The sequence below is a fragment of the Sinomonas susongensis genome (assembly GCF_005877005.1).
Lineage (GTDB): Bacteria > Actinomycetota > Actinomycetes > Actinomycetales > Micrococcaceae > Sinomonas > Sinomonas susongensis.
The window spans coordinates 25,274-52,034 of sequence record NZ_SSNH01000003.1 but is presented as its reverse complement, the minus strand read 5'-3'; the positions used below and the strand labels follow the sequence as shown (position 1 = coordinate 52,034).

23 protein-coding genes are annotated in these 26,761 nt (G+C 68.1%); 11 read left to right on the top strand and 12 right to left on the bottom strand.

Features of this window, described 5'->3' with window-relative positions:
* The first annotated feature begins 27 nt into the window (after nucleotides 1–27).
* The 4 genes from E6A21_RS05510 to E6A21_RS05495 all read left to right on the top strand — a co-directional run bounded on the left by E6A21_RS05510 (nucleotide 28) and on the right by E6A21_RS05495 (nucleotide 4,417).
* Nucleotides 28–585: a dihydrofolate reductase family protein gene (locus E6A21_RS05510; RefSeq protein ID WP_138443153.1), complete on the top strand. Its 558-nt coding sequence runs from the start codon at nucleotides 28–30 to the stop codon at nucleotides 583–585.
* 46 nt (nucleotides 586–631) lie between these two features.
* Complete coding sequence (locus tag E6A21_RS05505) at nucleotides 632–991, top strand: iron chaperone (RefSeq protein WP_138443152.1); 360 nt, start codon at nucleotides 632–634, stop codon at nucleotides 989–991.
* A gap of 115 nt (nucleotides 992–1,106) precedes the next feature.
* Complete coding sequence (locus E6A21_RS05500; RefSeq protein WP_212745873.1) at nucleotides 1,107–3,293, top strand: McrB family protein; 2,187 nt, start codon at nucleotides 1,107–1,109, stop codon at nucleotides 3,291–3,293.
* A complete protein-coding gene (locus E6A21_RS05495) occupies nucleotides 3,290–4,417 on the top strand; it encodes a 5-methylcytosine restriction system specificity protein McrC (protein ID WP_171041277.1) in 1,128 nt (375 codons plus the stop codon). The genes E6A21_RS05500 and E6A21_RS05495 overlap by 4 nt, the downstream gene beginning before the upstream one ends.
* 9 nt (nucleotides 4,418–4,426) lie before the next feature.
* On the opposite strand, the gene E6A21_RS05490 is transcribed toward E6A21_RS05495, so the two are convergent.
* A complete protein-coding gene (locus E6A21_RS05490) occupies nucleotides 4,427–5,170 on the bottom strand; it encodes an HNH endonuclease family protein (RefSeq protein WP_138443150.1) in 744 nt (247 codons plus the stop codon).
* Nucleotides 5,171–5,344: 174 nt separating this feature from the next.
* Nucleotides 5,345–6,205, bottom strand: coding sequence for a pullulanase X25 domain-containing protein (locus E6A21_RS05485; RefSeq protein WP_138443149.1), 861 nt, complete (start codon nucleotides 6,203–6,205; stop codon nucleotides 5,345–5,347).
* Nucleotides 6,206–6,444: 239 nt separating this feature from the next.
* Between E6A21_RS05485 and E6A21_RS05480 the strand changes: the two genes are divergently transcribed.
* Nucleotides 6,445–9,984 carry a TM0106 family RecB-like putative nuclease gene (locus E6A21_RS05480; RefSeq protein WP_138443148.1) on the top strand — a complete coding sequence of 1,180 codons (3,540 nt, stop codon included), beginning with the start codon at nucleotides 6,445–6,447 and terminating at the stop codon, nucleotides 9,982–9,984.
* A 23-nt stretch (nucleotides 9,985–10,007) separates the two neighbouring features.
* Here E6A21_RS05480 and E6A21_RS05475 read toward each other — a convergent pair whose 3' ends face one another.
* The 7 genes from E6A21_RS05475 to E6A21_RS05445 all read right to left on the bottom strand — a co-directional run bounded on the left by E6A21_RS05475 (nucleotide 10,008) and on the right by E6A21_RS05445 (nucleotide 15,841).
* Nucleotides 10,008–10,442 carry an acyl-CoA thioesterase gene (locus tag E6A21_RS05475; RefSeq protein WP_138443326.1) on the bottom strand — a complete coding sequence of 145 codons (435 nt, stop codon included), beginning with the start codon at nucleotides 10,440–10,442 and terminating at the stop codon, nucleotides 10,008–10,010.
* Nucleotides 10,443–10,630: 188 nt separating this feature from the next.
* On the bottom strand, nucleotides 10,631–11,542 hold the full coding sequence (locus E6A21_RS05470; RefSeq protein WP_138443147.1) for an urease accessory protein UreD: 912 nt from the start codon (nucleotides 11,540–11,542) through the stop codon (nucleotides 10,631–10,633).
* Entirely contained in the window at nucleotides 11,539–12,153 is a 615-nt protein-coding gene (ureG, locus tag E6A21_RS05465) for an urease accessory protein UreG (protein ID WP_138443146.1), read from the bottom strand. Before ureG ends, E6A21_RS05470 begins: the two co-directional genes overlap by 4 nt.
* 13 nt (nucleotides 12,154–12,166) lie before the next feature.
* Nucleotides 12,167–12,850, bottom strand: coding sequence for an urease accessory protein UreF (locus E6A21_RS05460; protein ID WP_138443145.1), 684 nt, complete (start codon nucleotides 12,848–12,850; stop codon nucleotides 12,167–12,169).
* A gap of 1 nt (nucleotide 12,851) precedes the next feature.
* On the bottom strand, nucleotides 12,852–13,343 hold the full coding sequence (ureE, locus tag E6A21_RS05455; RefSeq protein ID WP_138443144.1) for an urease accessory protein UreE: 492 nt from the start codon (nucleotides 13,341–13,343) through the stop codon (nucleotides 12,852–12,854).
* A gap of 11 nt (nucleotides 13,344–13,354) precedes the next feature.
* On the bottom strand, nucleotides 13,355–15,529 hold the full coding sequence (ureC, locus tag E6A21_RS05450; RefSeq protein ID WP_138443143.1) for an urease subunit alpha: 2,175 nt from the start codon (nucleotides 15,527–15,529) through the stop codon (nucleotides 13,355–13,357).
* Nucleotides 15,530–15,538: 9 nt separating this feature from the next.
* Nucleotides 15,539–15,841 carry an urease subunit gamma gene (locus E6A21_RS05445; protein WP_138443142.1) on the bottom strand — a complete coding sequence of 101 codons (303 nt, stop codon included), beginning with the start codon at nucleotides 15,839–15,841 and terminating at the stop codon, nucleotides 15,539–15,541.
* A gap of 228 nt (nucleotides 15,842–16,069) precedes the next feature.
* On the opposite strand from E6A21_RS05445, the gene E6A21_RS05440 reads away from it, so the two are divergent.
* The 6 genes from E6A21_RS05440 (at nucleotide 16,070) to E6A21_RS05415 (ending at nucleotide 21,934) form a co-directional block, all read left to right on the top strand.
* The gene (locus E6A21_RS05440) at nucleotides 16,070–16,504 is read left to right on the top strand and encodes a hypothetical protein (protein ID WP_138443141.1); all 435 of its coding nucleotides are present in this window, start codon (nucleotides 16,070–16,072) and stop codon (nucleotides 16,502–16,504) included.
* 414 nt (nucleotides 16,505–16,918) lie between these two features.
* Complete coding sequence (locus tag E6A21_RS05435; RefSeq protein WP_171041276.1) at nucleotides 16,919–18,016, top strand: ABC transporter substrate-binding protein; 1,098 nt, start codon at nucleotides 16,919–16,921, stop codon at nucleotides 18,014–18,016.
* Nucleotides 18,017–19,777, top strand: a complete 1,761-nt coding sequence (locus tag E6A21_RS05430; protein ID WP_138443139.1) for an ABC transporter permease — start codon at nucleotides 18,017–18,019, stop codon at nucleotides 19,775–19,777.
* On the top strand, nucleotides 19,774–20,937 hold the full coding sequence (locus tag E6A21_RS05425; RefSeq protein WP_171041275.1) for an ABC transporter ATP-binding protein: 1,164 nt from the start codon (nucleotides 19,774–19,776) through the stop codon (nucleotides 20,935–20,937). Before E6A21_RS05430 ends, E6A21_RS05425 begins: the two co-directional genes overlap by 4 nt.
* Nucleotides 20,934–21,701 carry a COG4280 domain-containing protein gene (locus E6A21_RS05420; RefSeq protein WP_138443137.1) on the top strand — a complete coding sequence of 256 codons (768 nt, stop codon included), beginning with the start codon at nucleotides 20,934–20,936 and terminating at the stop codon, nucleotides 21,699–21,701. The genes E6A21_RS05425 and E6A21_RS05420 overlap by 4 nt, the downstream gene beginning before the upstream one ends.
* 26 nt (nucleotides 21,702–21,727) lie before the next feature.
* Nucleotides 21,728–21,934, top strand: a complete 207-nt coding sequence (locus E6A21_RS05415; protein WP_138443136.1) for a hypothetical protein — start codon at nucleotides 21,728–21,730, stop codon at nucleotides 21,932–21,934.
* Nucleotides 21,935–22,005: 71 nt separating this feature from the next.
* Here E6A21_RS05415 and E6A21_RS05410 read toward each other — a convergent pair whose 3' ends face one another.
* From E6A21_RS05410 to E6A21_RS05400, 3 genes are all read right to left on the bottom strand, one after another.
* Nucleotides 22,006–22,566, bottom strand: coding sequence for a Chromate resistance protein ChrB (locus tag E6A21_RS05410; protein WP_138443135.1), 561 nt, complete (start codon nucleotides 22,564–22,566; stop codon nucleotides 22,006–22,008).
* A gap of 220 nt (nucleotides 22,567–22,786) precedes the next feature.
* Nucleotides 22,787–24,745 carry an ABC transporter ATP-binding protein gene (locus tag E6A21_RS05405; RefSeq protein ID WP_246036238.1) on the bottom strand — a complete coding sequence of 653 codons (1,959 nt, stop codon included), beginning with the start codon at nucleotides 24,743–24,745 and terminating at the stop codon, nucleotides 22,787–22,789.
* A gap of 161 nt (nucleotides 24,746–24,906) precedes the next feature.
* Nucleotides 24,907–26,694: an ABC transporter ATP-binding protein gene (locus tag E6A21_RS05400; protein WP_138443134.1), complete on the bottom strand. Its 1,788-nt coding sequence runs from the start codon at nucleotides 26,692–26,694 to the stop codon at nucleotides 24,907–24,909.
* Nucleotides 26,695–26,761 lie beyond the last annotated feature (67 nt).

The window sequence follows — 26,761 nt, the reverse complement described above, 5'->3', positions numbered from 1 at the left end:
ATCCCGGCAGCCCTCGAGGAGGAGAGCATGGCCAAGCTCATCTACAGCGCGATCACCTCTGTGGACGGCTACATAGCCGACCGGGACGCCGAGTTCGGCTGGGCGGTCCCGGACGAGGAACTGCACGCCTACGTCAATGACCTCCTCCGGCCGGTCGGCACGTACCTGTACGGACGACGGATGTTCGAGGTGATGAAGGTGTGGGATGACCCCAGGTTCGCCGAGGACGCCTCGCCCGCCGTGGCCGACTTCTCCAAACTGTGGCGAGCCGCGGAGAAGATCGTGTTCTCGGGAACGCTGACGGAGACCGACACGTCGCGCATGCGCCTCGAGCCACGCTTCGAGCCGGCTGCGGTCCGCGAGCTCAAGGAGACGGCCGAGACCGACCTCGTGATCGGCGGCGGGGGCCTGGCCGCCCCCGCATTTGCGGCCTCGCTGATCGACGAGGTGCACCTGTTCCCCGCCCCAGTGTCGGTGGGCGGCGGGACCGCCGCAATGCCGGGCTTCCGGGTGGACCTCGAACTCATTGAAGCGACGACATTCTCAAGCGGCTTCGCCCACCTGCACTACCGGGTGCGGAAGTAAGGCGCCGAGGGTTGCATCTGGCTCCGCGAGGTCCATCATGGGCCCCATGGGAACCGTGACTGATTACCTTGCGACGCTGTCGGGACCGAACCGCGAGACCCTCGAGCGCGTCGTGGCCGTCGCGCGGGAAGTGGTCCCCGACGCCACCGAAGGGACGAGCTACGCCATGCCCGCACTCATGGTCCACGGCAAGGCGTTCCTCAGCGCGCTCGAGACCAAGAAGCACCTCGCGATCTACCCGTTCAGCGGCCAGGTCTTCTCCCGCCTTGCGGACAGGCTCGAGGGCTTCGACTGGGACAAGGGAACGCTTCGCTTCTCCGCCGAGCACCCGGTGCCGGACGACGTGCTCCGCGAAATCGTCTCGCTCCGAGTCGCTGACATAGAGGCCAAGCCTGCGCGGAAATGATCCTGCTGTGGCCCGCATCTGCCCTCCGGCTGGACTCCTCCCCTGTTAGCCGCTACTTCATCTTCCCGTGATCTAATTCTGGGGTGCCCACCCCCAGCACGCGCAGAGAGCAGGAATGATGGCGGATGCGAGCGTCCCCGAAGGCCAGTACTGGTTCGTCGGGTCGTACTACTCTGACCGGGACCCCCAGGACCAGACCGACCGGTTCGTGACCGAAGGAATCTGGGAGAACGGCTTCGAAGACCGTTACCTCGAGACCGTCAAGTCGATGAAGGTCGGCGATCAGATCGCCATCAAGTCCACCTACGTCCGCAAGGACGGCCTGCCGTTCGACCCGCGCGGCCACGCGGTGCCAGTCCTCAGCATCAAGGCGATCGGCGTCGTGACCGCGAACCCCGGAGACGGCCGCCGCGTCGAGGTCGACTGGACACGCCTCAAGAAGCCCCGCGAGTGGTACTTCTACACTGGCCGCCACACCATCTGGAAGGTCACTCCGAGCCACTGGATGCGCGAGGCCCTGATCCGCTTCGCGTTCTGGAAGGAGCCCCAGGACGTCGACAGGTTCCGCAACGACCCGGCCTGGGCCAAGCGATTCGCCGATGCAGACCCCAAGCCCGAGCAGCGCTTCGAGTGGACGGCGTTCTACGAGGAGATGGCGACGGCGCTCCTCGCCTACCGCACCCGCCGCCCCGAGCTCCTCGGGCACCTGAGGGACATGCAGGACCGTCACGAGGAACTGGGCTTCCTCGTCGACCGGGACCGCCGGGACAACCCCATGCCGCTTCGGGACATCTGCCCCTTCACAGTGATGGGCACCTTCAATCGGGGGGCGACGCCGGAGAAGCGCACCGAGATTGCCACCGGCTGGGCGGAACTCCTCGGCGTGCGGACCCCGGCACCGACGAGCTTCGACGGCATCCCGCTGCTGAACAACCAGAACTCGTGGTTCTTCCCCACGGCCGCCACCCGGCACAAGGACGACATCGACACCCTCTGGGACGTGTTCGAGTGCGCCCTCGCGGCCGCCGACTCGAGCGAGGACCACGAGCGCCTCCGCTTCGCTGACGCCTACAGCCGCGCGCGTGACATCTACCGCGTCGGCACGAAGCTCACGATGGGCCTCTTCTGGATCAGGCCGTGGAACTTCGTCCCGCTCGACGGCCGCTCCCGGCAGTACCTCAAGACCGAGCTCATGCTCGATCAGGACTTCTTCGCGGCCGACGGTATCGCGTACGTGCAGCTCCTCGACACCCTTGCCTCCAAGTTCGAGGACCCGCAGTTCGCGGTGCACTCCTTCCCCGAACTCTCGTGGACGGCGTACCTCGAGCGCGATGGCCGAGGGGCCCATGCCGAGGCGGCCGAGGCGCCCGAAGTCGAGGACGACGACCCCACGCCCATCTCGCCACAGGCGAGCTACACCGTGCACGACATCGTGACCGACGGGTGCTTCATCCCGGAGCCAGCGCTCAACAGCTACCTCGCGCGCTGGCGCTCCAAGAAGAACCTCATCCTCCAAGGCCCTCCCGGCACCGGCAAGACCTGGCTCGCACGGCGGCTCGCGTACGCCCTGATCGGCACCAAGGACAACAAGTCTGCCCTCCGCGCCACGCAGTTCCATCCGAACTCGAGCTATGAGGACTTTGTGCGCGGCTGGCGGCCCGGCTCGGACGGCAAGCTGACGCTCGTGGACGGCCCCTTCCTCGAGATGGTCGAGCGCGCGAACGCCAACCCTGACGTACCTCATGTGATGCTCATCGAGGAGATCAACCGCGGGAACCCCGTGCAGGTCTTCGGCGAGCTCCTGACTCTCATCGAGGCGGGCAAACGCTCGCCCCGCGAATCGCTGCAGCTTGCGTATCCGCGCTCGGGTTCCGAGTCGGTGCACGTGCCGAGCAACCTGTACATCATCGGCACGATGAACCTCGCGGACCGTTCGCTCGCCATCATGGACCTTGCGTTCCGCCGTCGCTTCGCCTTCGTCTCGCTTGAGCCGAACGTCAACGATGCATGGCAGGCGTGGATGTCGAATCGTCACAACGTGCCTCCCGAGCATCTCGAACTGGTCCGCACCCGGTTCCAGGCGCTCAATGAGCGGATCGCCGAGGATCCGGCCCTGGGCGGGGAGTTCCGCCTCGGCCACAGCTTCGTGACCCCGCCCGCCGAGGAGCGAGTGACCTCGTTCCCGGACTGGTTCCGGGGCGTCGTGGACACCGAGATCGTCCCAACGCTCGAGGAGTACTGGTTCGACGACCCAGCAAAGGCTGCGGCGGCCACCGAGGCCCTCACGGAAGGGCTCGTGTGACGAGCTCTGGCTGGAGGACGACGCCGGACGGTCCCGGTCTCGTCGCCGTCGACGGAGCGGAAATCCCCATCCGGAATGTCTGGCTCCTCCTGCTCTATGCGTCTGAGCTCTACCAGTCGGGCCCCGAGGCGTTCGACGGGATCGAGGACTACCCCGAGAAGCTGCCCGAGCTGCTCGCCGAGCTCCTCGTGGCGAGCACCGAGGACCGCCTGAGGCGACCGCTCACGCCGTCGTTCGCTCGCACCGCCCGCGACCTCAGCCGGGTGCGTGGCGGAATCGACACCCTGCGCACCGAATCCCATCAGCTGCTGTCCCGGGGGCTCGTGGCGTGCAGGTTCGACGAGCTCACGGCCGACACCCCTCGCAACCGGATGATCCGGACTGCCCTCGAATCGGTCGCGCCGCTGTGCCCGGACGAAGAGCTCTCCCGTCGCTGCAAGGCCCAGTCCCGGCGCCTCGGAGGCCTCGGCGTAGGCCTCCTCGACCGGCGTGCAGGCGACCGCAACGCCCACATCCGGATCACCCGCAACGACGCCCGCGACCGGTCGGTACTGCTCGCCGCGAAGCTCGCCCTCGAGCTCGCCCTGCCATCGGGCTACATGACTCCGGGCCACGGGCGCGGAGACCTGTCGGAGCGGCAGTTCCGCCATCTGTTCGAACGCGCCGTCGGCGGCTTCTACATCGCCCATGGAACCAGTCGCGGCTGGACGGTCCAGCGGGGCAGGAAGGTCGACTGGAAGGCGAGCGAGGCCACAATGGGCCTCGCCGCGGTCCTCCCGCACCTGGTCACGGACGTCTGGATCGACGACACCATCCGGGGACGACGGCTCATCCTCGACACAAAGTTCGCTCCCGCGCTCACGGCCGGGCTCCTTGCGAAGGAGACGCTGCGCAGCGGCCACCTCTTCGAGCTGTACACGTGCGTTCGGGCCCAGGAGGCCTCCCGCGACCGGCTCGCTACGTCCGCCGGTGGGCTTCTGCTCTATCCGGCAGTCGGCTGCTCCCTCGCGGAGTCGTTCGTGACGGCCGGCCACCGTCTGGGAGCAGCGACCGTGGACCTCTCGCTCTCCTCCGTCGAGGTCCGCGACCAGCTCATCGCAGCGGTCAAGCCCTACCTCGGCTAACTCCATCCCTCAGGCCGCCTTGCACTGGCCGAGCAGATCGGCCGCCCTGCGGTGCTCGGCGTCCGTCATCCAGAGCCCGTACTCGGCCTTGACCTCCACGACCCGAACGGCGTATTCGCAGCGGTAGGCGCGCTGGGGTGGGAGCCATGTCGCGAGATCGCCGTCGCCCTTCTCCTGATTGGCGGGGCCGTCCACCGCGAGGAGGTTGGCCGGATCGTTCGCAAAGGCGCGCCGTCTCTCCGCCGACCAGCGCTGGGCGCCCTTCTGCCACGCATCCGAGAGCGGCACGACGTGATCGATCTGGACAACGGCCGAGCGCTCCCCCCGGGCGAAGCTGATGCGCTTTGCCGTGTACGGATCGTCGAGCGTGCCGGAAGAGACGACGCACCGCGCCGAGCCCCTCGCGAAGACGACGTCGCGGAGGTCGCGGGCCAAGACGTCGTTCCTCGTGTCGCAGCCGTTCCGGTCGACGTCGTCCCAGGCCTCGCCGAAGCGTTCCCGCGTGTATCCCGTCTTGGGCGCACGCCCTTCGACACCTATCCGTCCGAGCGCGGCCCTCGCGGCGACGAGCCGCTCCGCAGGGACGCTCCCGATCTGGGAGGACGCCCATGGGGCCGGCGAGGCAAGCCCAGGCGGATCGATGATCCCTGCGAGCCACGCCGCGAGCACGGTGGCGGCACCGACGACGACGATCGAGACAGATCGATGCAGCTTCCCGCGACGGCGGGCAGCGCGAGGCGCGCGCGGCAACATGGCTCCCCCATAGGACGAATGGTGCGACGCTCTGACCCTAACCGGCCGGAGCCAGCAGCCGCCGTCCTGGATCGGCTATGTGGATAACCGCAGTGCCACAGGAAACGACTGCCCGGCGGCTGTCCTCCTGATCGCTCCGGATGACAGCCGCCGGGCAGTCGAGGCCCGTAGAGGTCAGGAGAAGGCAACGTCCTTGGTCTGGTGGTTGTACTCGATGGTGACGGGGCCGCCGTCGTGCTTGAGCTCGTGGTTCGCACCATTCGGGAAGCCGAACGCGCCGTAGTTCTCGTCCCACGAACGGTTGATGGCGATCTTGAACGTGTAGGTTCCGGGCGGAAGCTCGACCGTCCGGCGCCACAGGGACGTTTTCGGGTCGAGGCCCATCTGGACCGCGTCGAGGCTCGGCTCCCAGTCGGCCTCCGCACCCAGGGCAGCGCCGAAATCACCTGCGATTGCCACTGAATGGGGCTGGGCGACGGGAGCCTGAGCACCATTCGACTCGGGCGCGCCGAATGCCAGCACGTCCGACTCGGCAGCCTCGGACTCCGCAGCCTCCTCGGCGACAAGCGCCTCGGCCGCCTCCGCGACAACCTCCGCGGCTTCGCCGACCTTCTCGGCAACCTTCTGCGCCGCCGTCCGCTTCTTTCCAGCCTTCTTCTTGACCGGCGACTCTGCGGGCACCGCTACCCCCGCAGGAATCGGGGTCCCCTCGGCGAGCGCCTGGGCAAGCGTGTCGACGGTCGGAAACGCCACGAGTGCGCGGAGCCCCTCGTCCGTGATCGACCAGCCCGAGCGCCCCTTGACCATCCAGCCCGCCTTCACGAGCTTGGCCGTGGCCGTCGTGAGCGCCTTGTGGCCCCGCGGAATCCCGCCGGACAGGAGCGTCGACTCGTTCTCATCGAACGGCACGAGCTCGACGGCCTGGGCGAGGACGGTTCCGGCGTTCGGGTTCTCCCCCGCCCATCGGGCCTCGGCCAGCCCGTCGAGCACCGCCTTGAGTCGAGCATCCAGCTTCTCGGAGGCGTTCTTCGCCATCCCATCCCCTCTCATTGCGTGGATCACACCTTGCCTCCCCATGCTTTCGGGTTACCAGCTGGTTCGAGACAAGGTGACTGACTGTGACGCACCCTTGTGCCGTCACAGGCCAGCCGTCCCAGAGTGGATGCTCTGGGTATCCAGCATCTTAATTGCAGACTACGGTTTGCCGCAGGCGGCACGGCCAAAAATGTCTGACCCGAGTGATCTCATGGATACGAGGGAGTGGAAGGAGTCCCATGTTCTTTCTCGGGGGCCAGACCGAGCCGGTGCTGTCCGCCTCGGACATTGTGACGGCGGCCAAGTGCGAATTCGCGCTGCTCCGGCAGCTCGACGAGAAGCTGGGCCGCGTGCCGCAGCTCGTCGTGAGCGATCCGATGCGGGAGCGGGCTGCCCTCCTCGGCGATCGTTACGAGCTCTCGATCCTCGACGAGTTCAAGCGCCGCTACGGGATGTGGTCCCCGGGCCGCAGGGCAGGAGTGGCCGAGATCGTGCCGGCCGAGACCATGGAACGCGAGGTGCTCGAGGCCAAGCAGGCGGAGTCGCTCGAGGCCCTCAGGGCAGGCGCGGACGTCGTCTACCAGGCCGCCTTCTTCGACGGGCGCTTCCACGGGCGGTCCGACTTCCTCATCCGGCAGGCGGACGGCCACTATCAGGTGTTCGACACAAAGCTCGCCCGCCACGCGAAAGTCGAGGCGCTCCTCCAGCTCGCTGCCTACGGCGAGCAGCTCGCCAAAGCCGGCTTCCCGCCGTCGGACGAGGTGACGCTCATCCTCGGCACGCGCGAGGAGGCGTCATTCAGCCTGCCCGACCTGCTTCCGGCCTATCGCGAACGACGGCGAAGGGTCGCCGACCTCGTCGCCGGGCACCTCGCGCTGGGCCAGCCTGCGCTGTGGGACATGCCAGACGTCGCAGCCTGTGGCCGCTGCGACTACTGCTCGGTCCAGGTCGCCGAACATCGGGACGTGCTGCTCGTCGCGGGCATGAACCTCGCGCGCCGGAAGAAGCTGCGCGAGGCAGGGATCCGGACCATCGAGGATCTTGCTGCCGTCCCCGAACCCCACGACGACGCAACTCTCGCGCGCCTCCGCGATCAGGCTCGCTTCCAGACGGGGCTCGAATCGGGCGACGGCGGAGCTCTCGCCCCCGCCCACGGCGACGAGCCCGCCCACGAAGTCCGGTTCAAGGTCCTGCCGCAGCACACCATCGGCGCGCTTCCGCCCTCGGATCCGGGCGATGTGTACTTCGACTTCGAGGGCGACCCGCTGTGGCAGGACGCCGCGACGGGCCTCTGGGGTATCGAGTACCTCTTCGGCGTCCTCGAGCCGTCAGCGGACGACGGCGAACCCCGCTTCCGCCCGTTCCTCGCCCACACGCTGGGCGAGGAGAAGGCCGCATTCCTCGCGTTCGTCGACTACATCGAATACCGGCGGGCCCGCCACCCTCGGATGCACGTCTACCACTACGCGGCCTACGAGAAGACCGCGCTGCGACGTCTCTCCCAACGGCACGCCGCCGCCGAGGACGTGATCGACACGTGGCTGCGCGAGGGGCTGCTCGTGGACCTCTACGAGACGGTCAGACACAGCATCCGCATCTCGGAGCGCTCATACTCCATCAAGAAGCTCGAACCGCTCTACATGGGCGATGACCTCCGGACCTCCGAGCTCCAGAGCGCGGCCGGATCCGTCGAGATGTACGCGGCCTTCTGCACTGCACGGGCCGACGGTGACGAGGTCGAGGCCAAGCGCCTCTTGGACCTCATCCTCGACTACAACGAGGACGACTGCTTCTCCACACTGCGGCTCGATCGCTGGCTTCGTGGGCTCGCGGCGCTGCGGCCCGGCGCGCCAGCCCTCTCGCGGGAAGTGTCGGAACCGGCCATCGTCGTCGAGCCCGAACCCGCGGAGAGGCCGCTGCTCGAGTACCTCGAACGCCGTGGAAGCGACGGCACCGAGGCAGGAACGCGAGATGGCCACGAGCGCGCGAACGACACGGCCATCGCGCTGCTCGCCGCCGCAGTCCGCTACTACCCGAGGGAACGCAAGTCGTACTGGTGGGCCCACTTCGACCGGCTCGAGCGCCCGCTCGCCGAGCTCGAGGCGGTCCGCGACGCGTTCCTTGTGCGCGAGGCCGAGGTCCTGGAGGACTGGAAGCCGGACAAGCAGACGTGGGCGCGCACCGTGAGGCTCAAGGGGCAGATCGCACCCGGGTCGGACTTCCGCACGAGCCGAAAGTGGTTTCGGGAGTTCGCCCAGCCGCTTCCTGCTCCGCTCCAGCCCACGGACGCCCAAGGCCTCGGCCGGAACGGCATCCCAGGGACGGTGCTCCTCTCCGTGGGCTCCGACGGAGTAGATGACGTTCTGGACGTCTTCGAGAAGACCCGCAAGGGCATGGAGCCCTACGACCAGCTCCCGGTCGCGCTCACGGAGGACCCGCCACCCGATTCGAAGAGCATCGAGGCTGCCCAGCGGGAGCTCGCGGTCCGGGCCGCCGAGGCGCTCCCCGAGATGCTCGAGCAGCCCTCCGTCGACCTCCTCCGGCGGATTTCGCCGAGGACCCGCGGTGGGGTTCCCCTTCCGGCGGCCCGGGACGCTTCGGAGCTGCCTGCGGTGATCGAGGCGGCAGTCCGGCTGCTCGACCGGTCCTACCTCGCCGTCCAAGGTCCTCCCGGAAGCGGGAAGACCTTCGTGGCGAGCCGGGTCATCGAGCGTCTCGTCGCGTCCGGCTGGAAGGTCGGCGTCGTCGGCAACTCTCATGCTGTGGTCGAAAACGTGCTGTGCAGGTCGATCGAGGCAGGAGTCCCCGCGGACCGCGTGGCGAAGAAGCTCAAAGACGGCGCGGCCTCGGAGGCCCAGGTCCCCTGGAGTCTTGTGGGAGACAAGGACGTCTCCACGCTCCTCGGTGTCCCCGGTGGATGCCTCGTCGGCGGGACCGCGTGGACCATGACCGGCTCATCGGTCCCGGCCGGTTCGCTCGACCTCCTCGTCGTCGACGAGGCAGGCCAGTTCTCGCTCGCGAACACGATTGCCGTAAGCCGAGCCGCGTCCCGACTGCTCCTCCTCGGCGACCCGCAGCAGCTCCCCCAGGTGAGCCAGGGGCAGCATCCGGAACCGGTCGACAAGTCAGCGCTCGGCTGGCTCGCCGACAGTGAAGCGGTCCTCCCCGAAGACTTCGGCTACTTCCTCCCCCAGTCGTGGCGCATGTCGCCCGCGCTGTGCGAGAAGATCTCACGCCTTTCGTACGCGGATCGCCTCACGTCGGCACCGCCGGCGCACGGGCGCTCCCTCGAAGGTGCCGCAGCGGGCGTCGAAACCGTGTTCGTGGAGCATGCCGGGAACGCGACGGCCTCCAGCGAGGAGGCTGCCGAAGTCGTGAGACAGGTCCGGAAGCACCTCGGCCTCACGTGGCACGACGGGCACGCCACGCGCGCGCTCGTTCCCGAGGACATCATTGTCGTGGCGCCGTACAACGCCCAGGTCAACCTCATCCGCTCGGCCCTCGATGCGTCACGGCTCGGCGAAACGCGGGTCGGCACAGTGGACCGGTTCCAGGGGCAGGAAGCCGTCGTCGCGATCGTCTCGATGGCATCTTCCGATCCGTCCGAAGCTCCGCGCGGGATGGAGTTCCTCCTCAACAGGAACCGGATCAACGTGGCGGTCTCGCGAGCGATGTGGCGCGCCGTCGTCGTCCGCTCGCAGCGCCTGACGGCCTATCTGCCCTCGAAGCCGGCAACGCTCGAAGAGCTGGGAGCCTTCATCGGCCTGTGCGAGGGCTGAGGCTCGCGGACGGCGCACGGCCCTCAGCGCTCGAATAGGCCCTTCCCCACATAGGGTGCGAGGCGGCCTCGCTGCTCTTCCGTCAGGCGCAGGAGCCGCCCGGAGCGTTCGTCGACGAAGGCAAGCGACGTCGTCGCGCGCACGCACTCGTGGCCGTCGACCGGATCGTGGATGACATAGTCGAGCGTCAGGGCGGCCGCCTTGAGCCCACTCACCCAGACATCCACCTCGGCAGCGACGTTCCGGTAGTCGAGCGGCTTGACGTAGCGCACGCGATGTTCGACGACGAGGGCGAGCGTCCCCGCGGGGACGTCCGAGAACAGGGGAACCAACGCATCGACGCCGGACGCGCCGGTGCCGCCGGGAGGGCCGAAGGCGGCGATGCGGGCCTCCTCCAGCATCCGCACGATCTGCACATTGTTGATGTGGCCGTAGGCGTCCATGTCACCCCAGCGCATGGGGACGCGAACCCGCAGCCGGGCCCCGGCGTCGCCCGGTGTGGGTTGCGCGGCGGACGCCCCGCCGACTTGTTCCGCTGTCGTCATGCCGTCCGGTCTATCACAGCGGCGAGCGTCTCGTTCGGGCGTGGAAGGGATCTGCACGGTGCGTGCGGCATGACGGCGTCATCCAGGTGTGGCGGGCGGTCTCAGAGCTTCCGCAGGTTCAGCGGGCCTTGACCGTGCCAGGTGGCGCGCATCCAGTCGAGCACCCCGTGGATCACGGCCTCGGCACACTGGGTGGAGTCGGCGAGGGCACGGAGTGCGAAGCCCGGCACGGCGAGGCGCGTGACGCCGACAAGGGGCACCCCCGGGGAGTCCGCGCGTGCTGGGAAGCGTTCGGCGACCAGCGCGCGCACGGCGGCGACAGCGCCGTCGTCGGCTCTTGCGTCCACGACGAGCAGCGACGCGACGTGCGAGCGTCCGCCGAGCATGAGGGGCCCCGCGCCCCCGTCCCCCGGCTGGATGAGAAGGTTGTCGGCCACCGCGAGGCGCCCGGAGATCCTGACGCGGGTCACGAGGGAAACCTCGTCGAATCGGAACGCGGAGCCGTCGGGCGCCCAGCCCTGCGTGACAATCTCAGCGAGTGCGAGCGACGCATCCGGAGCCATCTCGACGAGGGTGTCCTGGTGGTAGCGGGCATCGCGGTAGGCGATGAGTGCGTCAGGGACCGACTCGAGCCGCGCGCCCGGCCCAAGATCGAAGTGCTGGAAAGCCTGGGCGGGGCCCTGCGGCGTCCGGTAGACCTTCGTCGCGGACTGTGTGGTGAGCAGCACAGACGCGCCGGCCAGCACATCGATCCGCGTGGAGTACGAGTCCCCGCCGAGGTAGCCGCCGCCCGGGTTGAGGATCGTGAACGAGGGCTGCCCTGAAGCGTCCGGATAATGTGCCCGCAGCACCCGCAGGGCGCCCGACGTGAACTGGCCGACGGCTGTGCTGCGGCTCCCACGCACCCCGACGCGAAGACGCAGCTCGCCCGTGAGGGGCGGGGCCGCCGTCGTCCCTTCCCCTGCAGCGGTCCCGGGGGGCGAACCCGGCGAGGACTCGAGCCTGCTCGTCACGCGAGGTCCGACATGAGGACGTCCCGTCGGATCCAGTCGAGCACGTAGTCGAGGCCCTCGTCCGTCTTGAGGTTCGTAAAGCAGAACGGCCTGTCGCCTCGGAAGGACCGGGAATCGCGTTCCATGACGGCGAGATCGGCTCCCACGAAAGGCGCGAGGTCGGTCTTGTTGATCACGAGCAGGTCCGACTTGATCATTCCCTGCCCTGCCTTCCTCGGGATCTTCTCACCCTGCGCGACGTCGATGACGTAGACCGAGAAGTCCACGAGCTCAGGGCTGAACGTCGCGGAGAGGTTGTCACCGCCGGACTCGACGAAGATGAGTTCAAGCCCGGGATGCCGCTCCTTCAGCTCCTCGATCGCCGCTGTGTTCATGGAAGTGTCCTCACGAATCGCGGTATGCGGGCAGCCGCCCGTCTCGACGCCGACGATCCGATCCTCCGGCAGCACCCCATTCCGTGCCAGGATCCTGGCGTCCTCGATCGTATAGATGTCGTTCGTGACGGCGGCCATCGAGAGCTCGCCGATGAGCGCGCGCGTCACGCGCTCCACGAGCTGGGTCTTCCCTGCGCCGACAGGGCCGCCGATGCCGATGATCACTGGATCGCTCATGGTTGATCAACTCCTAGCTCATGAACATGCGGGCACGCTGGTGCTCGTGGCGCATCTGGTGGATTTCGAGGGCAGGTGCGGCGGCGCCGAAGTGCCGTGGGTCGGCCATGCGTGAGCGGGCGACGGCGCTGGGCACCTTCGTGCGGAGCCCTGCCAGGACCCGCTGGCCCGCGAGTTGACCGAGCGGAATGGCCCGGACGGCGTTGTAGGTAAGGGAGGTCAGAGTCGAGTAGAGGTACGCCTCGACGAGCGTCTCCTCGCCGAGTCCCTGCCCGGCGCCCGCGAGCGCGAAGGCGATGGCGTAGTGGCCCGCGCAGCGGCCCCGGGCGACCGCAGCCCCATACTCCTCGGCGAGCGGCGATGGGAACGCGTAGTGCGCGATCTCGAGCACCCGCCGCCCCATCTTGAGACTCGCCGCGCGGATCTGGGCCGGGACGAGGAGGGCGGTGAGTTCCGCATCGAGCACCTCGATGCCGGCGGAGCCCCCGACGCCGACCACCGCGCAGGCGCGCCGGACCGCGACGGCGTCGGTGTAGGTGAGCTGCGTCGCGAGGAATCCCTCGAGCCAGGCGAGGAGCGTAGGCTCGTCGCGCACCTCCTCGGAATCCAGGTATGACTCGAGTCCGAAGGAGTGGCTGAACGCCCCAGTCGGCAGTGCCGAATCGGTGAGCTGGAGCAACGTGGCGAGCTGGGACATGTCAGTGCGTGTGCTCGGCGTGGCGGAATGGCACGCCCATGACCCGTTCCTCGCGCGAGTACGGCACGCCGTGCCGGTCGAGGAAGTCCTGGACTGTGTGGTCGTACTGGCACACCATGACGTCCCGGCCCGCGGCGCCCCCGATCCCGCTGTCCGGCCCGAAGAACTGTGCCTGGAGGTGCCGGTTCCCCAGCGAATGCGCGGTGAAGAGTGCCTCGCCGATGGTCCGGGGCGCGATGACGAGGACGTCGGTCGCCTCAACGGAGACCACGATGATGTTGCCGGCCCCGACGGCCAGGACATCTCCGTCCCGGAGGTCGGGCGAGCCGGGCGGCAGCCGGATCCCGATCTCCGTGCCGTGGTCCGTCCGGACCCGCAGGATTCGCTTCGTGAGGTCATCACTTGGCAGGACGACCCGCTCGCGATGGTGGCCCTCGTACGCGCCGGCGGGGTCGTCGTCGTGCACATTCCCGAGGATCTGGGTGACGATCATGATGCCCTCTCCTAGAAGAGAAAATAGCGCTGCGCGAGGGGCAGGGTATCGACGGGGTCACATGTGACGAGCTCGCCGTCGACCCTCACCTCGTACGTCTCTGGGTCGACCTCGAGGTGCGGCGTCTCACCATTGAACGGCAAGTCCGACTTCCGGAGCGACCGCATTCCCCCCACCGGGCGGACCAGCTTGCGCAGGCCGAGCCGCTCGGGCACGCCGAGATCGATCGCGGCGCGCGAGAGGAACGTGATCGAGGAGCTCTCGACGCTGCGCCCGTGCGCAGCCCACGCCATGCGGAGCGTCTGAGGCTGCGGGGTTGGGATTGACGCGTTGGGGTCCCCCATGACGGAGTTCGCGATCATGCCGCCCTTGATGACGAGGTCGGGCTTGACCCCGAAGAACGCCGGATCCCACAGGACGAGGTCGGCAAACTTGCCCACCTCGACCGAACCGACGGAATCGGCAATGCCCTGGGCGATGGCGGGATTGATCGTGTACTTGGCGATGTAGCGCTTGATCCGGAAGTTGTCCCCGCGGCCGCCGTCGGCTTCGCGGAGGGCTGTGCCGCTCTCCGCCGGGGCAAGCGGCCCCCGCTGCGCCTTCATCTTGTCCGCGAGCTGCCACGTGCGCGTGATCACCTCCCCGACCCGGCCCATGGCCTGGGAATCGCTCGACATGATCGAGAAGACACCGAGATCGTGGAGCACATCCTCCGCCGCTATCGTCTCGGGCCGGATCCGGGAGTCTGCGAACGCCACGTCCTCCGGAATCTGCGGGCTCAGGTGGTGGCACACCATGAGCATGTCGAGGTGCTCCTCCGCCGTGTTCCGGGTATACGGGATGGTGGGGTTCGTCGAGGCGGGCAGCACGTTCGGCCGCCCCGCGATCGCGATGATGTCGGGCGCGTGGCCGCCTCCAGCGCCCTCGGTATGGAACGTGTGGATGACGCGATCGCCGATCGCCGCGACCGTGTCCTCGACGAAGCCGCACTCGTTGAGCGTGTCGGTGTGGATGGCCACCTGCACGTCGTACTCGTCCGCGACCCGCAGGGCCGTGTCGATCGACGAGTGGGTCGCGCCCCAGTCCTCGTGGATCTTGAGGCCGATCGCCCCGGCCTCGATCTGCTCCGCCAGCGGCTCAGTCCGGCTCGCGTGGCCCTTGCCGAGGAAGCCGAAGTTCATGGGCAGGCCCTCTACGGCCTCGAGCATCCGGGAGATGTGCCACGCACCGGGCGTGACTGTCGTCGCCTTCGTCCCCTCGGCCGGGCCCGTGCCGCCGCCGATCATCGTCGTGATTCCGGACGCGAGCGCCGTCGGAACCTGGTCGGGCGAGATGAAGTGGATATGGGTGTCGATCCCGCCCGCCGTGAGGATCTTCCGCTCCCCGGCGATGATCTCGGTCGACGCGCCGACCACGATGTCGACACCGTCCTGCAGCAATGGGTTGCCCGCCTTGCCGATGGCCTGGATGTGCCCGTCGCGCAGTGCCACGTCGGCCTTGTAGATGCCTGTGCAGTCGACAACGAGCGCATTCGTGATGACCGTGTCCGGAATGTCCTGGGAACGAGTCCGCCGGCCGTTCTGCCCCATGCCATCGCGCAGCACCTTGCCGCCCCCGAACACGACCTCGTCCCCGTACACGGTGAAGTCGTCCTCGACCTCGGCGAACAGGCCCGTGTCGCCGAGGCGCACGCGGTCACCGACGGTCGGCCCGTACAGCTGGGCGTACTGCGATCGCGGAATGGTTCGGTTGGGGATCCCCGGACCGACGACAGAAGGAACGGACGACGGCGCCTGCCCGCCGTCGTCGTCCGCCTCGCCGCCCGCTTGGCCACGGGCGGCTGGTGCCGCGTCGAGCGGGCCGTCCACGAGACCGCGCAGCCCGTAGACCTCCCGCGAGCCGCCGAGGGGTACGAGGCGCACGGTCTTGCGGTCGCCGGGCTCGAAGCGCACAGCCGTTCCCGCCGGGATGTCGAGGTGTAGGCCGTAGGCGGCGTCACGGTCGAAGTCGAGGGCTCGGTTCGCCTCAGCGAAGTGGTAGTGGGAGCCGACCTGGACGGGGCGGTCGCCGGTGTTCGTGACGTCGAGCTCGGTCACGGGGCGCCCGGCGTTGAGGACGATCTCGCCGGCCGCAGGGAAGATCTGGCCGGGGACGAACGGCTGTGACGGGAGGGCCTGCTCGCTCATCGGGTCCTCCTAGCGGATCGGCTCGTGGACGGTGACGAGCTTCGTCCCGTCAGGGAACGTGGCCTCGATCTGCACGTCGTGAATCATCTCCGCCACGCCCTCCATGACGTCGTCGCGAGAGAGGATCGTAGTGCCCCAGCCCATGAGCTCGGCGACACTCCGGCCATCACGAGCGCCTTCGATGAGCTCGTAGCTGATGATCGCGACCGCTTCCGGATAGTTGAGCTTGAGCCCTCTGGACTGCCGTCTCCGCGCGAGATCGGCCGCGACGACGATCATGAGCTTCTCGTGTTCGCGCGGACTGAGCCTCACGCTGTCTCCTCACCTTGGCGGGGACACCCTGCTTCGGGATGCTAGGCGGCTCATGTTACTCGGCTGGCACGCGCCGTCCCTGGGAGACTCCTTCGCCGGGAGTAGCCGAAGTTACTCCGCCGGCGGGAGGACTGTCACAGGTCCGCGGGGAACAATGGGGCCGGAACCGCTACAGAGCGAACCCGATCGGCATGCACCAGAAGACCTCACCAACTCCGAGGAGACCCCATGACCACGCCAGCAACGCCTCAACCCCACAAGCTGATGCGCCGTTCGCGGGAGGCGCTTGCGTCGCTCGGCGTCCAGTTCCTCCTCGGAATGGGCGCGAACCTCGTTGGGACGCCGCAGGACAATTCCGGCGGCGGCCAAATCGTGGCCGCCTCCCTGCTGGGCCTGCACATTCTCGTCGGGGTGGCAGTCGTCGTCGTCGCGGTCCGCCTCTGGATGGTCGCCCGCGACGAGGAAATCGGCGAGCGGATTGCCCTGTGGGCCCTCGTGGTCCTCGTGGTGACGTTCCTGATCGGCATCGGCACGATGCTCACGGGCAGCGGGTGGCTTTCGTTCCTCATGGCCCTCGGCTGGCTTGTCGGATTCGGCCTCTACATCCAGACCTTCATGCTCGGCTCGCGGGCCGCGACTGGCCCTTCCCGTACCGTCTCCTAGAAGCCCAGGCGGGTGTACGAGTCGATGGCTTCGTCATAGTCCTCATGCCCCGGCCCCCAGAGACGGCTCTGCTCCGGAGAGGGGGAAGCAGGTTCCCGAGCGGCGGCCAGGGCGTGGGGAGCCTGGCCATCGGACTCGGTGCTCCTCGCGGCCTCGCCGTGCGGCCCCTGCCCCTGAGCCGACTGATACCCCCGATGCATCCAGATTGAGCGCATGGCCTTCCCCTGTGGAGGTGGTCTCTCCGCCCGATGCTAGGGGCCGTTTCAGGCTCCAGGCGCCGAGCGCGGGGGGAGACGCACAGAGTTGGCCCGGTGTTAACCCTTCTCTCACCCACCAGCCATTGCAGTTTAACGGCAGACATTGAGCGTTGCTAACGGCCGTTACATATTGCATGGACTTCAGGAGGCAGAAGTGGTGGATCGCAAGCAAACAGGGCGGGCTCTGGCGGTGGTCGCAGCGGCAGGAGTCGCGTTGGCCCTGGCAGGATGCGGGAGCGCGACGACGGCAGGATCGTCTTCCAGCGCGACCTCCAGCAGCGCTGGGGCCACGTCGGGCGCAAAGACGCCGCTCGTCGTCTACTCGGCGCAGGGCTACGACTCAGACGTCACCAAGGCCTTCACGGCCGCGACCGGGATCCCGGTCAAGCTCGTCGACGATTCGACCGGGCCGCTGCTGACCAAGGTCCAGGCGGAGAAGAACAACCCCCAGTGGGGGCTTCTGTGGGTGGACGGGGACACGGCATTCGCCTCATTGGACCAGCAGGGCATGCTGGCTCCGTACTCGCCGAGCACCACACTGACCGCCGCGGGCCAGGCACTGGTTCCGGCCGACCACTCCTACGTGCCCGTGAGCACGACCGTGATGGCAGCCGTCATCTACAACGCAGCCAAGACCACGACCGTCCCCTCGAGCTACCAGGACCTGACCACGGCTCCGTATCAGGGCAAGGTCGGGATGAACGACCCGTCCCAGTCGGGGCCGACCTTCCCGTTCATCGCAGGGCTCATGAACCAGCTCGGCGGGCAGTCCAACGGGATGAACGCGGGCGAGGCCTACTTCTCGCAGCTCAAGAGCAACGGGCTCCATGTGTACCCGACCAACGGTGACACCCTGCACGCGCTGGAGACCGGCCAGATCGACTACGGCATGATCCAGAGCTCGGCTGCTGCTGGCGAAATCCTCAAGGCCCCGAAATCGGCTTCCTTCGATCCGAAGGTCGTCTACCTCCCCAAGGCCACCCTGCTGCCCGGAGTGATCGGGATCGACAAGAAGGCCCCAGCCGACGTCCAGGCCGAAGCGCGCCAGTTCGTCGACTACGTGCTCTCGCCCGCAGGCCAGAAGATCATGCAGGATTCGGATCCGCAGGGCGATTCGCTCTTCTGGCCGATCGTGCCGGGCATCCAGGCCTCTTCGGCGCTTCCGGCCATGCCCGAGTACCAGCGCATCGACCCCACGTTCTGGGGCCCGCTTGAAGGCCAGGTCAACACCTGGTTCGACTCCACGATCAAGTAGATGGGCTTCGCTCCCATGCTGGCCCGGGCCGGGTGGCGCTCCGCCGCCCGGACCCGGGCGTCGTCCTTCCGCGGGGGAACCTGGATCCTGTTCTGGGTCGCCGTCTTCGGCCTGCTTGTGCTCCCCATCGCGCTGTTCCTGCTCGTGGCGTTCAGTCCGGCCCTCTTCGAGCAAGGGCCCTCGTGGCTCACCCTCGAAGCCTTCAAGTCCCTCCTGACCCCGACGTTCCTTCCCTCCGTGATGGACACGCTGGCGGTCGGAGTCGGCGCAGGCGCCCTGGCCACCGTGGTCGGCGGAGCAGTCGCGTGGGCCGTCCAGCGCACCGACGTGCCGCTTCGCCCCCTGTGGAGCGGTGCGATGTTCACCCTCCTGCTTGCCCCGTCCTATCTCGTGGCCCTCGGGTGGGAGCGGCTCCTGGAACCCAACGGCGTCCTCGACGTCCTCGGGGTCCCCGACGCCGGGCTCCGCTCGATCATCTACGGTCCCATCGGCGTCACCGGCGTCCTGGCAGTGAAGGGCCTGCCCTTCGCCTACCTCGCCGTCTCAGGCGCACTGAGGGGCCTCGGCGACGAGTTCACCGCCGCGGCCCGGGTACACGGCGGCGGTCCATGGACCGCCACCCGGATCACCGGTGCGCTCCTTGCCCCGGCGGTCTGGTCCTCGTTCGCCATCGTGTTCGCTGAGTCGATCAGCGACTTCGGGGTCGCCGCCACCCTGGCCAACGACGCCAAGTTCCCCGTGGCGACCTACACCCTCTACAACGCCGTGCAGGCCTTCCCCGTGGACTTCCCGGTCGCGGCTGCGGTCGGCTGGGTCCTGCTGGCCATGGCTGGGCTCGCCGTCTTCGCGCAGAACCGGGCGCTGAAGGGCCGCAGCTACCGGGTCTTGGGTGGCCGCAGCCGCCGCGTCCGGAGGGTCGAACTGGGGCGCTGGCGCCGGCCTGCCGTGGCCTCGCTGCTCGCCCTGCTCGTCATCGCATCCCTCGGAGTTCCGGTGTTCGGGGCGCTGAGCGCCTCGGTCATCAGCGGGCTGGGCTCGCTCATCGGCTCGCACGGCTTCACCTTGGACAACTACTCGAGGGTGATTGCGAGCCCCCAGCTCCACGGGCCGCTGCTGTTCTCGGTGGGAATGGGCGCGGCGACCGCCACCGCCGTCGTCACCCTCGGGCTCGTGGCCGCGCGCCTGCTCACCGGTTCCGCGGGCAACTTCTCGCGCCGGCTGCTGGACCTGCTGCTGCTCACAGCCGTGGCCCTGCCCGGCATCGTCTTCGCCGCGGGCTACATCTTCACGTACAACCTGCCCCTCACGGACGCACTCGGCCTGCACCTCTACGGCACACCAACCCTTCTGCTGCTGGCCTACATCGCAACAGCGCTCCCCTCGACGACGCGTCTCCTGGTCGGCACCGTGGGGCAGGTTCAGCATTCCCTCCCACAGGCCGCCCGGGTCCATGGCCAGGGACCCCTGGGCGCATGGATCAGCAGCGAACTGCCGCTCATAGCGCGGCCGCTCATCTCAGCCTGGCTGCTCACGTTCGGCGGAACACTGCTGGAGCTGCCCGTCTCCGAGCTGCTCTACCCGCCGGGCCAACCCCCAGTGGCGGTCGGCATCACCAAGGCACTCTCCAACTACGACTTCGGAGGTGGGACCGCAATGGAAGTCCTGGCCATCCTGCTCGCCCTGGCCGTCACAGGCCTCCTCTGGGGCCTGTGGGCCCTGTTCGCACCCGCCGGATGGCGGCGGCTCGGAGCCACCTCATGAGCGGGCATCCCATCGTCGCGACGGGCCTGGGGAAACGGTACGGGAAGGTCGAAGCACTGTCCGGCATCGACCTCGATGTGGCCGCTGGGGAGTTCCTTGTGCTCCTCGGCCCGTCGGGCTCAGGGAAGTCGACGCTCCTGCGGGCCATCGCCGGCGTCGAACGCCCTGACTCCGGCCGGCTCCAGCTTGCCGGAGCCACGGTCGACGACGAGCGCACCCACGTGCCGTCGGAGCGGCGGGACCTGGGCATGGTGTTCCAGGACTATGCCCTCTGGCCCCATCTGACCGTGGAGAAGAACGTCGCCTTCGCGCTGCGCCGGCGGCGCCTGACCGGCGCGGAGGCCTCGGGCCGGACCCGGGAGGCCCTGGAGACAGTAGGCCTCGCCGAACTGGCCCACCGGTACCCGTCCGACCTCTCCGGAGGCCAGCAGCAACGGGTGGCGCTGGCGCGCGCGATCGTCTCCCGGCCCGGCCTGCTGCTCTTCGACGAACCACTGTCCAACCTGGACGCCGATCTTCGCGAAAGGCTGCGCGTCGAGATCGCTGCGGTGACCAGACTCTGCGGGGCGACCGCCGTGTACATCACCCACGATCAGTCCGAGGCATTCGCGCTGGCTGACCGCATCGGCGTCCTCGAAAAGGGCAGGCTCGTCCAGCTCGACCGCCCAGAGGAGGTCTACCGGCAGCCGGCGAGCCCATTCGTCGCCCGGTTCACCGGCACCGCGGGGGAGCTCCCCGGGCGGGTCCTCGACCCGGGAGGCCACCACGTCGTCCTCGACGTCGCCGGAGCTCGGCTCCGCGCGAGGGCGTTGGGAATGCTCCGGGCGGGAGATGCCGCCACCGTGCTCGTCCGCCCGGACGCAGCAACCCTCACGCCCGTCTTCGACCGGGCCGACATGCCTGCGGTGGTCACCGACGTCGCATATCGCGGGCGCGGCTACGAACACGCGGTCCGCACGGAGGCCGGCATTCTCACAGGACTCCACGCCTCGACGCGATTCGAGCGTGGAACAACCCTTGGCCTGCGCCTCTCCCCCGATGGATGCCATGCCCACCCCGTGACAGAACGGGGTATCAAGAGTGATGATATGAATGTAACAACTGTTAGTTTTGAGCCTCGCTCCGAGGCTCTCCCGCAAGGAAGGCGCCCTGCCCTATGACTGGATTCGCATTGTTCGCCGCAGTGTTCCTCGCCTGCACCGTCGAAGCCGTCGAGGCCTTGACGATCATCCTCGCCGCAGGCACCGGGCGCGACTGGCGCTCAGCACTCAAGGGCATGGTCGCCGCCCTGATTGTCCTGGTCGCCATCGTGGCCGTGCTCGGCCCCGCCGTCACAGCCCTGCCGCTGACCGCGCTGCGGCTCGTGGTCGGGGGCCTGCTGCTCGTGTTCGGCATCGGCTGGCTGCGGAAGGCCATCCTTCGCGCGAGCGGCAACAAGGCCCTGCACGACGAGGACGCCGCCTACGTGAAGGAGCTCGAGGCAGCCCAGAAGGCCTCTGGGGGTCGCCGACCCCTGGCCGGCGACTGGTATGCGTTCACGCTGTCCTTCAAGGGGGTCCTGCTCGAAGGACTCGAAGTCGTCTTCATCGCCCTGACGTTCGGCAGCAACCAGCACGACATTCCCCTCGCCTCCCTCGGCGCACTGGCCGCGGTTGCCGTCGTCGCCGCGACCGGCATCGCGGTGCGCGCTCCCCTCTCCCGCGTCCCGGAGAACACCATGAAGTTCGCCGTGGGGGTCATGCTCACCTCGTTCGGCCTCTTCTGGGGGGCCGAAGGAGCCGGCGCCGACTGGCCGGGGTCTGACGCTGCGCTGCTCGTCATCATCCCCGCAGTCCTCGTGGTTGCGCTCGCCTACGTCGCGCTCTTCCGGCGACGCCCGGCCGCCGCCGTCGCTGAGACCACCCCGCACACCGCCGCCAGCTGAGCGGTCGAACAAGGAGAAGACGAAAAATGCAGAAGATCAAGGCTTTCGGGCTCTTCTGGTGGGACTTCCTGATCGGAGACGACTGGCTCGTCGCAGCCGTCGTAGTACTCGGTCTCGCCGCGACCTACGTCCTCGGCCAGCAGCCCGGGATCCCCGCCTGGTGGCTCATGCCCGTCGTCGTACTCGTGATCCTGCCGGTGAGCATCTGGCGCCAGCTGCCCAAGAAGCGGTGAGCCCCGGGAAGGGGTGAGACAGACGGCCACGGGGGCGGACGCAACTAGCGTCCGCCCCCGTTGCCGTGCGGTCAGGCTTCGCCGCCGTCCTCCTCGTAGACCCGGGAGGCGTAGGCCTCGAGCGCCTCGCCGCACGCGGCAAGGGCCGCCTCCGTCTTCTCCCGCAGCGGCGCACCGAAGGCATCTCTAGCCTGCACCTTCTCGAACCAGCCGCGCAGCTTCAGCAGCTCCACCTCGTTCTCCTCCAGCTCCCCGTAGGTGAAGTGCGAGGCCGCATACTCCTTCTCCAGCCCGGCGTGGAAGTCGCCGCACTTGTCCAGGATCTCCTCGTACTCGGCATCCCGTGCCTGCTGGAACAGGGCGAGGACTTCACTGTTGCCCGCGAGCGCCTCCGCGCTCAGGATCAAGGCCGTGCCCTCCATGTCCAGGATCTCCCGGCGGAGCTTCCGCAAGGCGTGCTCGGAGGCCTTGCCGGCGGGCATCGCCGCCACGGAGTTCTGCAGGTAGACCGCGCCCATCGAACGCAGCCGCCGCCACACCGTCGCCCGGTGCCGCGTCGGCTCGGAGGGAACCCGGTACACAAGCACAAGCCAGCCGGGTGCGCCGGCCCTCTCAGTCGATCCGTCACTCATAGTGCCAGTCTGCCAGCCTTGGAGGGACCTTCATTCACCGCCGCAGCCATTCGGCAGTTCCCTGCCTTCCTGACCGTTTCGGGTACAGATCATCTGTACCCGAAACGGTCAGATGGCGACCTTAGCTGTACCCGAAACGATGAGATGGCGACCTTAGCTGTACCCGAAACGATGAGATGGCGACCTTAGCTGTACCCGAAACGGTCAGGCGGCGGTGGGGCTAGGTGGCGGGCTTCCCGTTGCCGATCGCCCCAACCGTCGCCGCCCGGCCCGCCGTGGCGGCCGCAGCCTCGGCCTCGAGGTCGATGCCGCCGGCAAACTGGCTCATGTAGAGCCGGTGGTATGCGCCCCGCCGCTCGAGGAGTTCCTCGTGGTCGCCCTGCTCGACGATCTTGCCGTCCTCCATCACGAGGATCGTGTCGGCATCGCGGATCGTCGAGAGGCGGTGTGCGATCACGAACGACGTCCGGTCGGTCCGGAGCGCGCGCATGGCCTTCTGGACGAGCAGCTCGGTGCGCGTGTCGACGGAGGAGGTGGCCTCGTCGAGGATGAGGAGGGACGGATTCGCGACGAACGCGCGGGCGATGGTGATGAGCTGCTTCTCGCCCGCGGCGATGTTCGTGCCCTCCTCGTCGATGACGGTCTGGTAGCCATCGGGGAGCAGGCGCACGAAGCGGTCCACGTAGGTCGCCTTCGCGGCTGCCATGACCTCTTCCTCGGTCGCGTCGAGGTTGCCGTAGCGGATGTTGTCGTAGATCGTCCCCCCGAACAGCCACGCGTCCTGGAGGACCATGCCGATCTTCGAGCGCAGCTCGGACCGGGACAGGTCGCGGATGTCCACGCCGTCGAGCAGGATCCGGCCGCCCTGGATCTCGTAGAACCGCATGACGAGGTTCACGAGGGTCGTCTTGCCCGCGCCGGTCGGGCCGACGATCGCCACGGTGTTCCCGGGATGGGCCGTGAGGGAGAGGTTCTCGATGAGCGGCTTGTCCGCCGAGTACGAGAACGAGACGTCCTCGAAGTCGACGTGGCCGTCCGTGACCGCCGGGAGATGGTTCGTCGCTGTCTCGGGCTCCTGCTCCTCGGCGTCCAGCAGCTCGAACACGCGCTCGGCGGACGCGACGCCGGACTGGAGCATGTTGGCCATTCCGGCGATCTGGCCGAGCGGCTGCGTGAACTGCCGCGAGTACTGGATGAACGCGGTCGCGTCCCCGAGGCTCATGAGGCCCGAGGCCACGCGCAGCCCGCCGACGACGGCGATCCCGACGTAGGCGAGGTAGCTGATCCAGTTCATGATCGGGAACATCATCCCCGAGACGAACTGCGCGCTGAAGGATGCCTTGTAGAGCTCCTCGTTCTTGCCGTCGAAGCCGGCAACAAGGTCGTCGCGCCGGCCGAACAGGATCGCGAGCTCGTGGCCGGAGAAGGACTCCTCGATATGGCCGTTGAGGATGCCCGTGTTCTTCCACTGCGCCTGGAACATCTTCTGGCTGCGGGAACCGATCACGCCGGTCACGACGGCGGAGAGCGGCAGCGCGATGAGGGCGATGAGGGCGAGCTCCCACGAGACGACGAACATCATCACGATGATGCCGAGCACCTGCAGGATCGAGGACAGCAGCTGGGAGAACGCCTGCTGGAGCGCCTGCTGCACGTTGTCGACGTCGTTCGTGACGCGGGAGAGCAGGTCGCCGCGCTGCCGCGTGTCGAAGTAGCCCAGCGGGAGCCGGTTGAGCTTGGCCTCGACGTCCCGGCGCAGCCGGTAGACGACCCTCATGACGACCCGGTTGAGGATGAAGCCCTGCGCCCACATGAAGAGGCTCGCCACGAAGTACATGACGAGGATGACCGAGATGAGGTACGTGAGCTGGTTGAAGTCGATGCCATGCCCCGGAACGAGGTTCATGGGCGCGAGCATGTCGGCGAGGTTGCCCTGCCCCTGCGACCGCAGCCCAGCGATCATCTGGTCCTTGGAGACGCCCGCGGGCATCTGCTTGCCGATGACGCCCGCGAAGATGACGTCCATGGCGTTGCCAAGGATCTTCGGCGCGATGACCGAGAGGACCACGGAGACGAGGATGAAGGCGACGACCACCACCATCCACCCGGACTCGGGCCGAATGAGGCCCAGGAGCCGCTTGGCGCTCCCCCGGAAGTTCTTCGCCTTCTTCATCGGCATCTGCTGACCGAAACCGCCGCCCCCGCCTTCGCGGGAGTGCGCATGCGAGTCGAGGTCGTCGTCGAGCTCTTCCTCGACCGCTTGCTTCACGGCGCCCGCGGGCGGTGCCTTGTCAGCGCCGTCGTTCCGGCGCTTGTGGTCGGCGCCCATCTGTTCGTGGCTCATGCCTGCTCCCCCGCTGCTCCCGCTCCGGTGCCCGCGCCGGCACCAGCGACGCTCTCGGCTTCTTCCGCTGTGATCTGCGACTGCACGATCTCCTGGTACGTCGGGGACGTCTCGAGCAGTTCCTCGTGCGTTCCCCGGTCGACGATCTTGCCGTTGTCGAGCACGAGGATCTCGTCGGCGTCGACGATGGTCGAGACGCGCTGCGCGACGATGACGAGGGTCGCGTCCCGCGTCCGCTCCTTGAGGGCGCGGCGCAGGCGTGCGTCCGTCGTGACGTCGAGAGCGGAGAACGAATCGTCGAACAGGTAGACCTTGGGCTGCGAGACCAGTGCGCGCGCGATGCACAGGCGCTGGCGCTGGCCTCCCGACACGTTGGTGCCGCCCTGGGAGATCCCCGACTCGAGCCCGTGCGGCTTCGCGCGGACGAAGTCGGCGGCCTGCGCGACCCCCAGCGCATCCCACAGCTCGTCGTCGGATGCGTTCTCCTTGCCGAAGCGCAGGTTGTGCGCAATGGTGCCGGAGAAGAGGTACGGCCGCTGCGGCACCATCGCGACCCTCGACGTGATGTCGTGGTGGGCCATCCTGTTGACCGGGACGCCGTCGAGGAGGACCTCTCCGGACGCGACGTCGTAGAGCCTCGGCACGAGGTTCAGGAGCGTGGACTTCCCGGCACCCGTCGACCCGATGATGGCTACGGTGTGGCCGGGACGCGCCGTGAACGTGACTCCGCTCAGGACCGGGGCCTCGGCCCCCGGGTACGCGAACGAGACGTTCCGGAACTCGAGGACGCCCTCGTTGCGCTCGGGCACTACGGGCTGGGCCGGCTCTGCCATGGAGGGTTCGACGTCGAGCACCTCGCCGATGCGGTCGGCGCACACGCTCGCGCGAGGGATCATCATCGCCATGAACGTGCCCATCATGACGGCCATGAGGATCTGAAGGAGGTACTGCATGAAGGCCGTGAGGGAACCGACCTGCATGGCGCCCGTGTCGACCCGGTGGCCACCGAAGTACAGGACGGCGGCCGTCGCTGCCTGCAGGAGCAGCATGATGATCGGGAACATGAGGACGAAGATCCGCCCGACCTTGAGCGAGACGTCCGTGAGGGCCTGGTTCGCCTCCGCGAAGCGGTCTTCCTCGTAGCGCTCGCGCACGAAGGCGCGGACGACGCGGATGCCGATGATCTGCTCGCGGAGGACGCCGTTGATCGCGTCGATCCGGGCCTGCATCCCGCGGAAGAGGGGCATGAGGAGGTAGACGAGGAACCCGACGACGGCGAACAGCACGCCGACCGAGACCCAGACGAGCCACGAGAGGCCGGCGTCCTCGCGGAGCGCCATGACGATCCCGCCGACGCACATGATGGGCGTCGAGACCATGAAGTTCAGGCCCATGAGCAGGACCATCTGGACCTGCTGGACGTCGTTGGTCCCGCGTGTGATGAGGGTCGGGGCCCCGAAGCGCTGGACGTCCTGGGACGAGAACGCGGCGACCCTCCGGAACACGCCCTGGCGCAGGTCGCGGCCGAACGCCATGGCGGTCCGCGAGCCGAAGTAGACGGCCAGGATCGCCGTCACGACCTGCACGAGCGCCACGGCGAGCATGATCTCGCCCTGCTGCCAGATGTAGCCGGGATCGCCCTTCGCCACACCTTGGTCGATGATCTGTGCGTTAAGGCTCGGGAGGTAGAGCGTCGCGATGGTTGTCGCGAGCTGGAAGACCGCCACGGCGAGGATCGACGGCCAATAGCGGGCGCCATAGCGCCTGAGTAGGGTGACAAGCATCGGTGTCCTTCTGTCGGGCCCGCTTATGGGCAGCGCCCGCGGGAGCCGGCTCTTATGGAGCAGACTC

Excerpts from the sequence above, each read along its gene's own strand:
- E6A21_RS05510 (WP_138443153.1), top strand. The coding sequence starts at position 28 with ATGGCCAAGCTCATCTACAGCGCGATCACCTCTGTGGACGGCTACATA.
- E6A21_RS05505 (WP_138443152.1), top strand. The coding sequence starts at position 632 with ATGGGAACCGTGACTGATTACCTTGCGACGCTGTCGGGACCGAACCGC.
- E6A21_RS05500 (WP_212745873.1), top strand. The coding sequence starts at position 1,107 with ATGATGGCGGATGCGAGCGTCCCCGAAGGCCAGTACTGGTTCGTCGGG.
- E6A21_RS05490 (WP_138443150.1), bottom strand. The coding sequence starts at position 5,170 with ATGTTGCCGCGCGCGCCTCGCGCTGCCCGCCGTCGCGGGAAGCTGCAT.
- E6A21_RS05485 (WP_138443149.1), bottom strand. The coding sequence starts at position 6,205 with ATGGCGAAGAACGCCTCCGAGAAGCTGGATGCTCGACTCAAGGCGGTG.
- E6A21_RS05480 (WP_138443148.1), top strand. The coding sequence starts at position 6,445 with ATGTTCTTTCTCGGGGGCCAGACCGAGCCGGTGCTGTCCGCCTCGGAC.
- E6A21_RS05475 (WP_138443326.1), bottom strand. The coding sequence starts at position 10,442 with ATGCGCTGGGGTGACATGGACGCCTACGGCCACATCAACAATGTGCAG.
- ureG (WP_138443146.1), bottom strand. The coding sequence starts at position 12,153 with ATGAGCGATCCAGTGATCATCGGCATCGGCGGCCCTGTCGGCGCAGGG.
- E6A21_RS05460 (WP_138443145.1), bottom strand. The coding sequence starts at position 12,850 with ATGTCCCAGCTCGCCACGTTGCTCCAGCTCACCGATTCGGCACTGCCG.
- ureE (WP_138443144.1), bottom strand. The coding sequence starts at position 13,343 with ATGATCGTCACCCAGATCCTCGGGAATGTGCACGACGACGACCCCGCC.
- ureC (WP_138443143.1), bottom strand. The coding sequence starts at position 15,529 with ATGAGCGAGCAGGCCCTCCCGTCACAGCCGTTCGTCCCCGGCCAGATC.
- E6A21_RS05440 (WP_138443141.1), top strand. The coding sequence starts at position 16,070 with ATGACCACGCCAGCAACGCCTCAACCCCACAAGCTGATGCGCCGTTCG.
- E6A21_RS05430 (WP_138443139.1), top strand. The coding sequence starts at position 18,017 with ATGGGCTTCGCTCCCATGCTGGCCCGGGCCGGGTGGCGCTCCGCCGCC.
- E6A21_RS05425 (WP_171041275.1), top strand. The coding sequence starts at position 19,774 with ATGAGCGGGCATCCCATCGTCGCGACGGGCCTGGGGAAACGGTACGGG.
- E6A21_RS05420 (WP_138443137.1), top strand. The coding sequence starts at position 20,934 with ATGACTGGATTCGCATTGTTCGCCGCAGTGTTCCTCGCCTGCACCGTC.
- E6A21_RS05415 (WP_138443136.1), top strand. The coding sequence starts at position 21,728 with ATGCAGAAGATCAAGGCTTTCGGGCTCTTCTGGTGGGACTTCCTGATC.
- E6A21_RS05410 (WP_138443135.1), bottom strand. The coding sequence starts at position 22,566 with ATGAGTGACGGATCGACTGAGAGGGCCGGCGCACCCGGCTGGCTTGTG.
- E6A21_RS05405 (WP_246036238.1), bottom strand. The coding sequence starts at position 24,745 with ATGCCGATGAAGAAGGCGAAGAACTTCCGGGGGAGCGCCAAGCGGCTC.
- E6A21_RS05400 (WP_138443134.1), bottom strand. The coding sequence starts at position 26,694 with ATGCTTGTCACCCTACTCAGGCGCTATGGCGCCCGCTATTGGCCGTCG.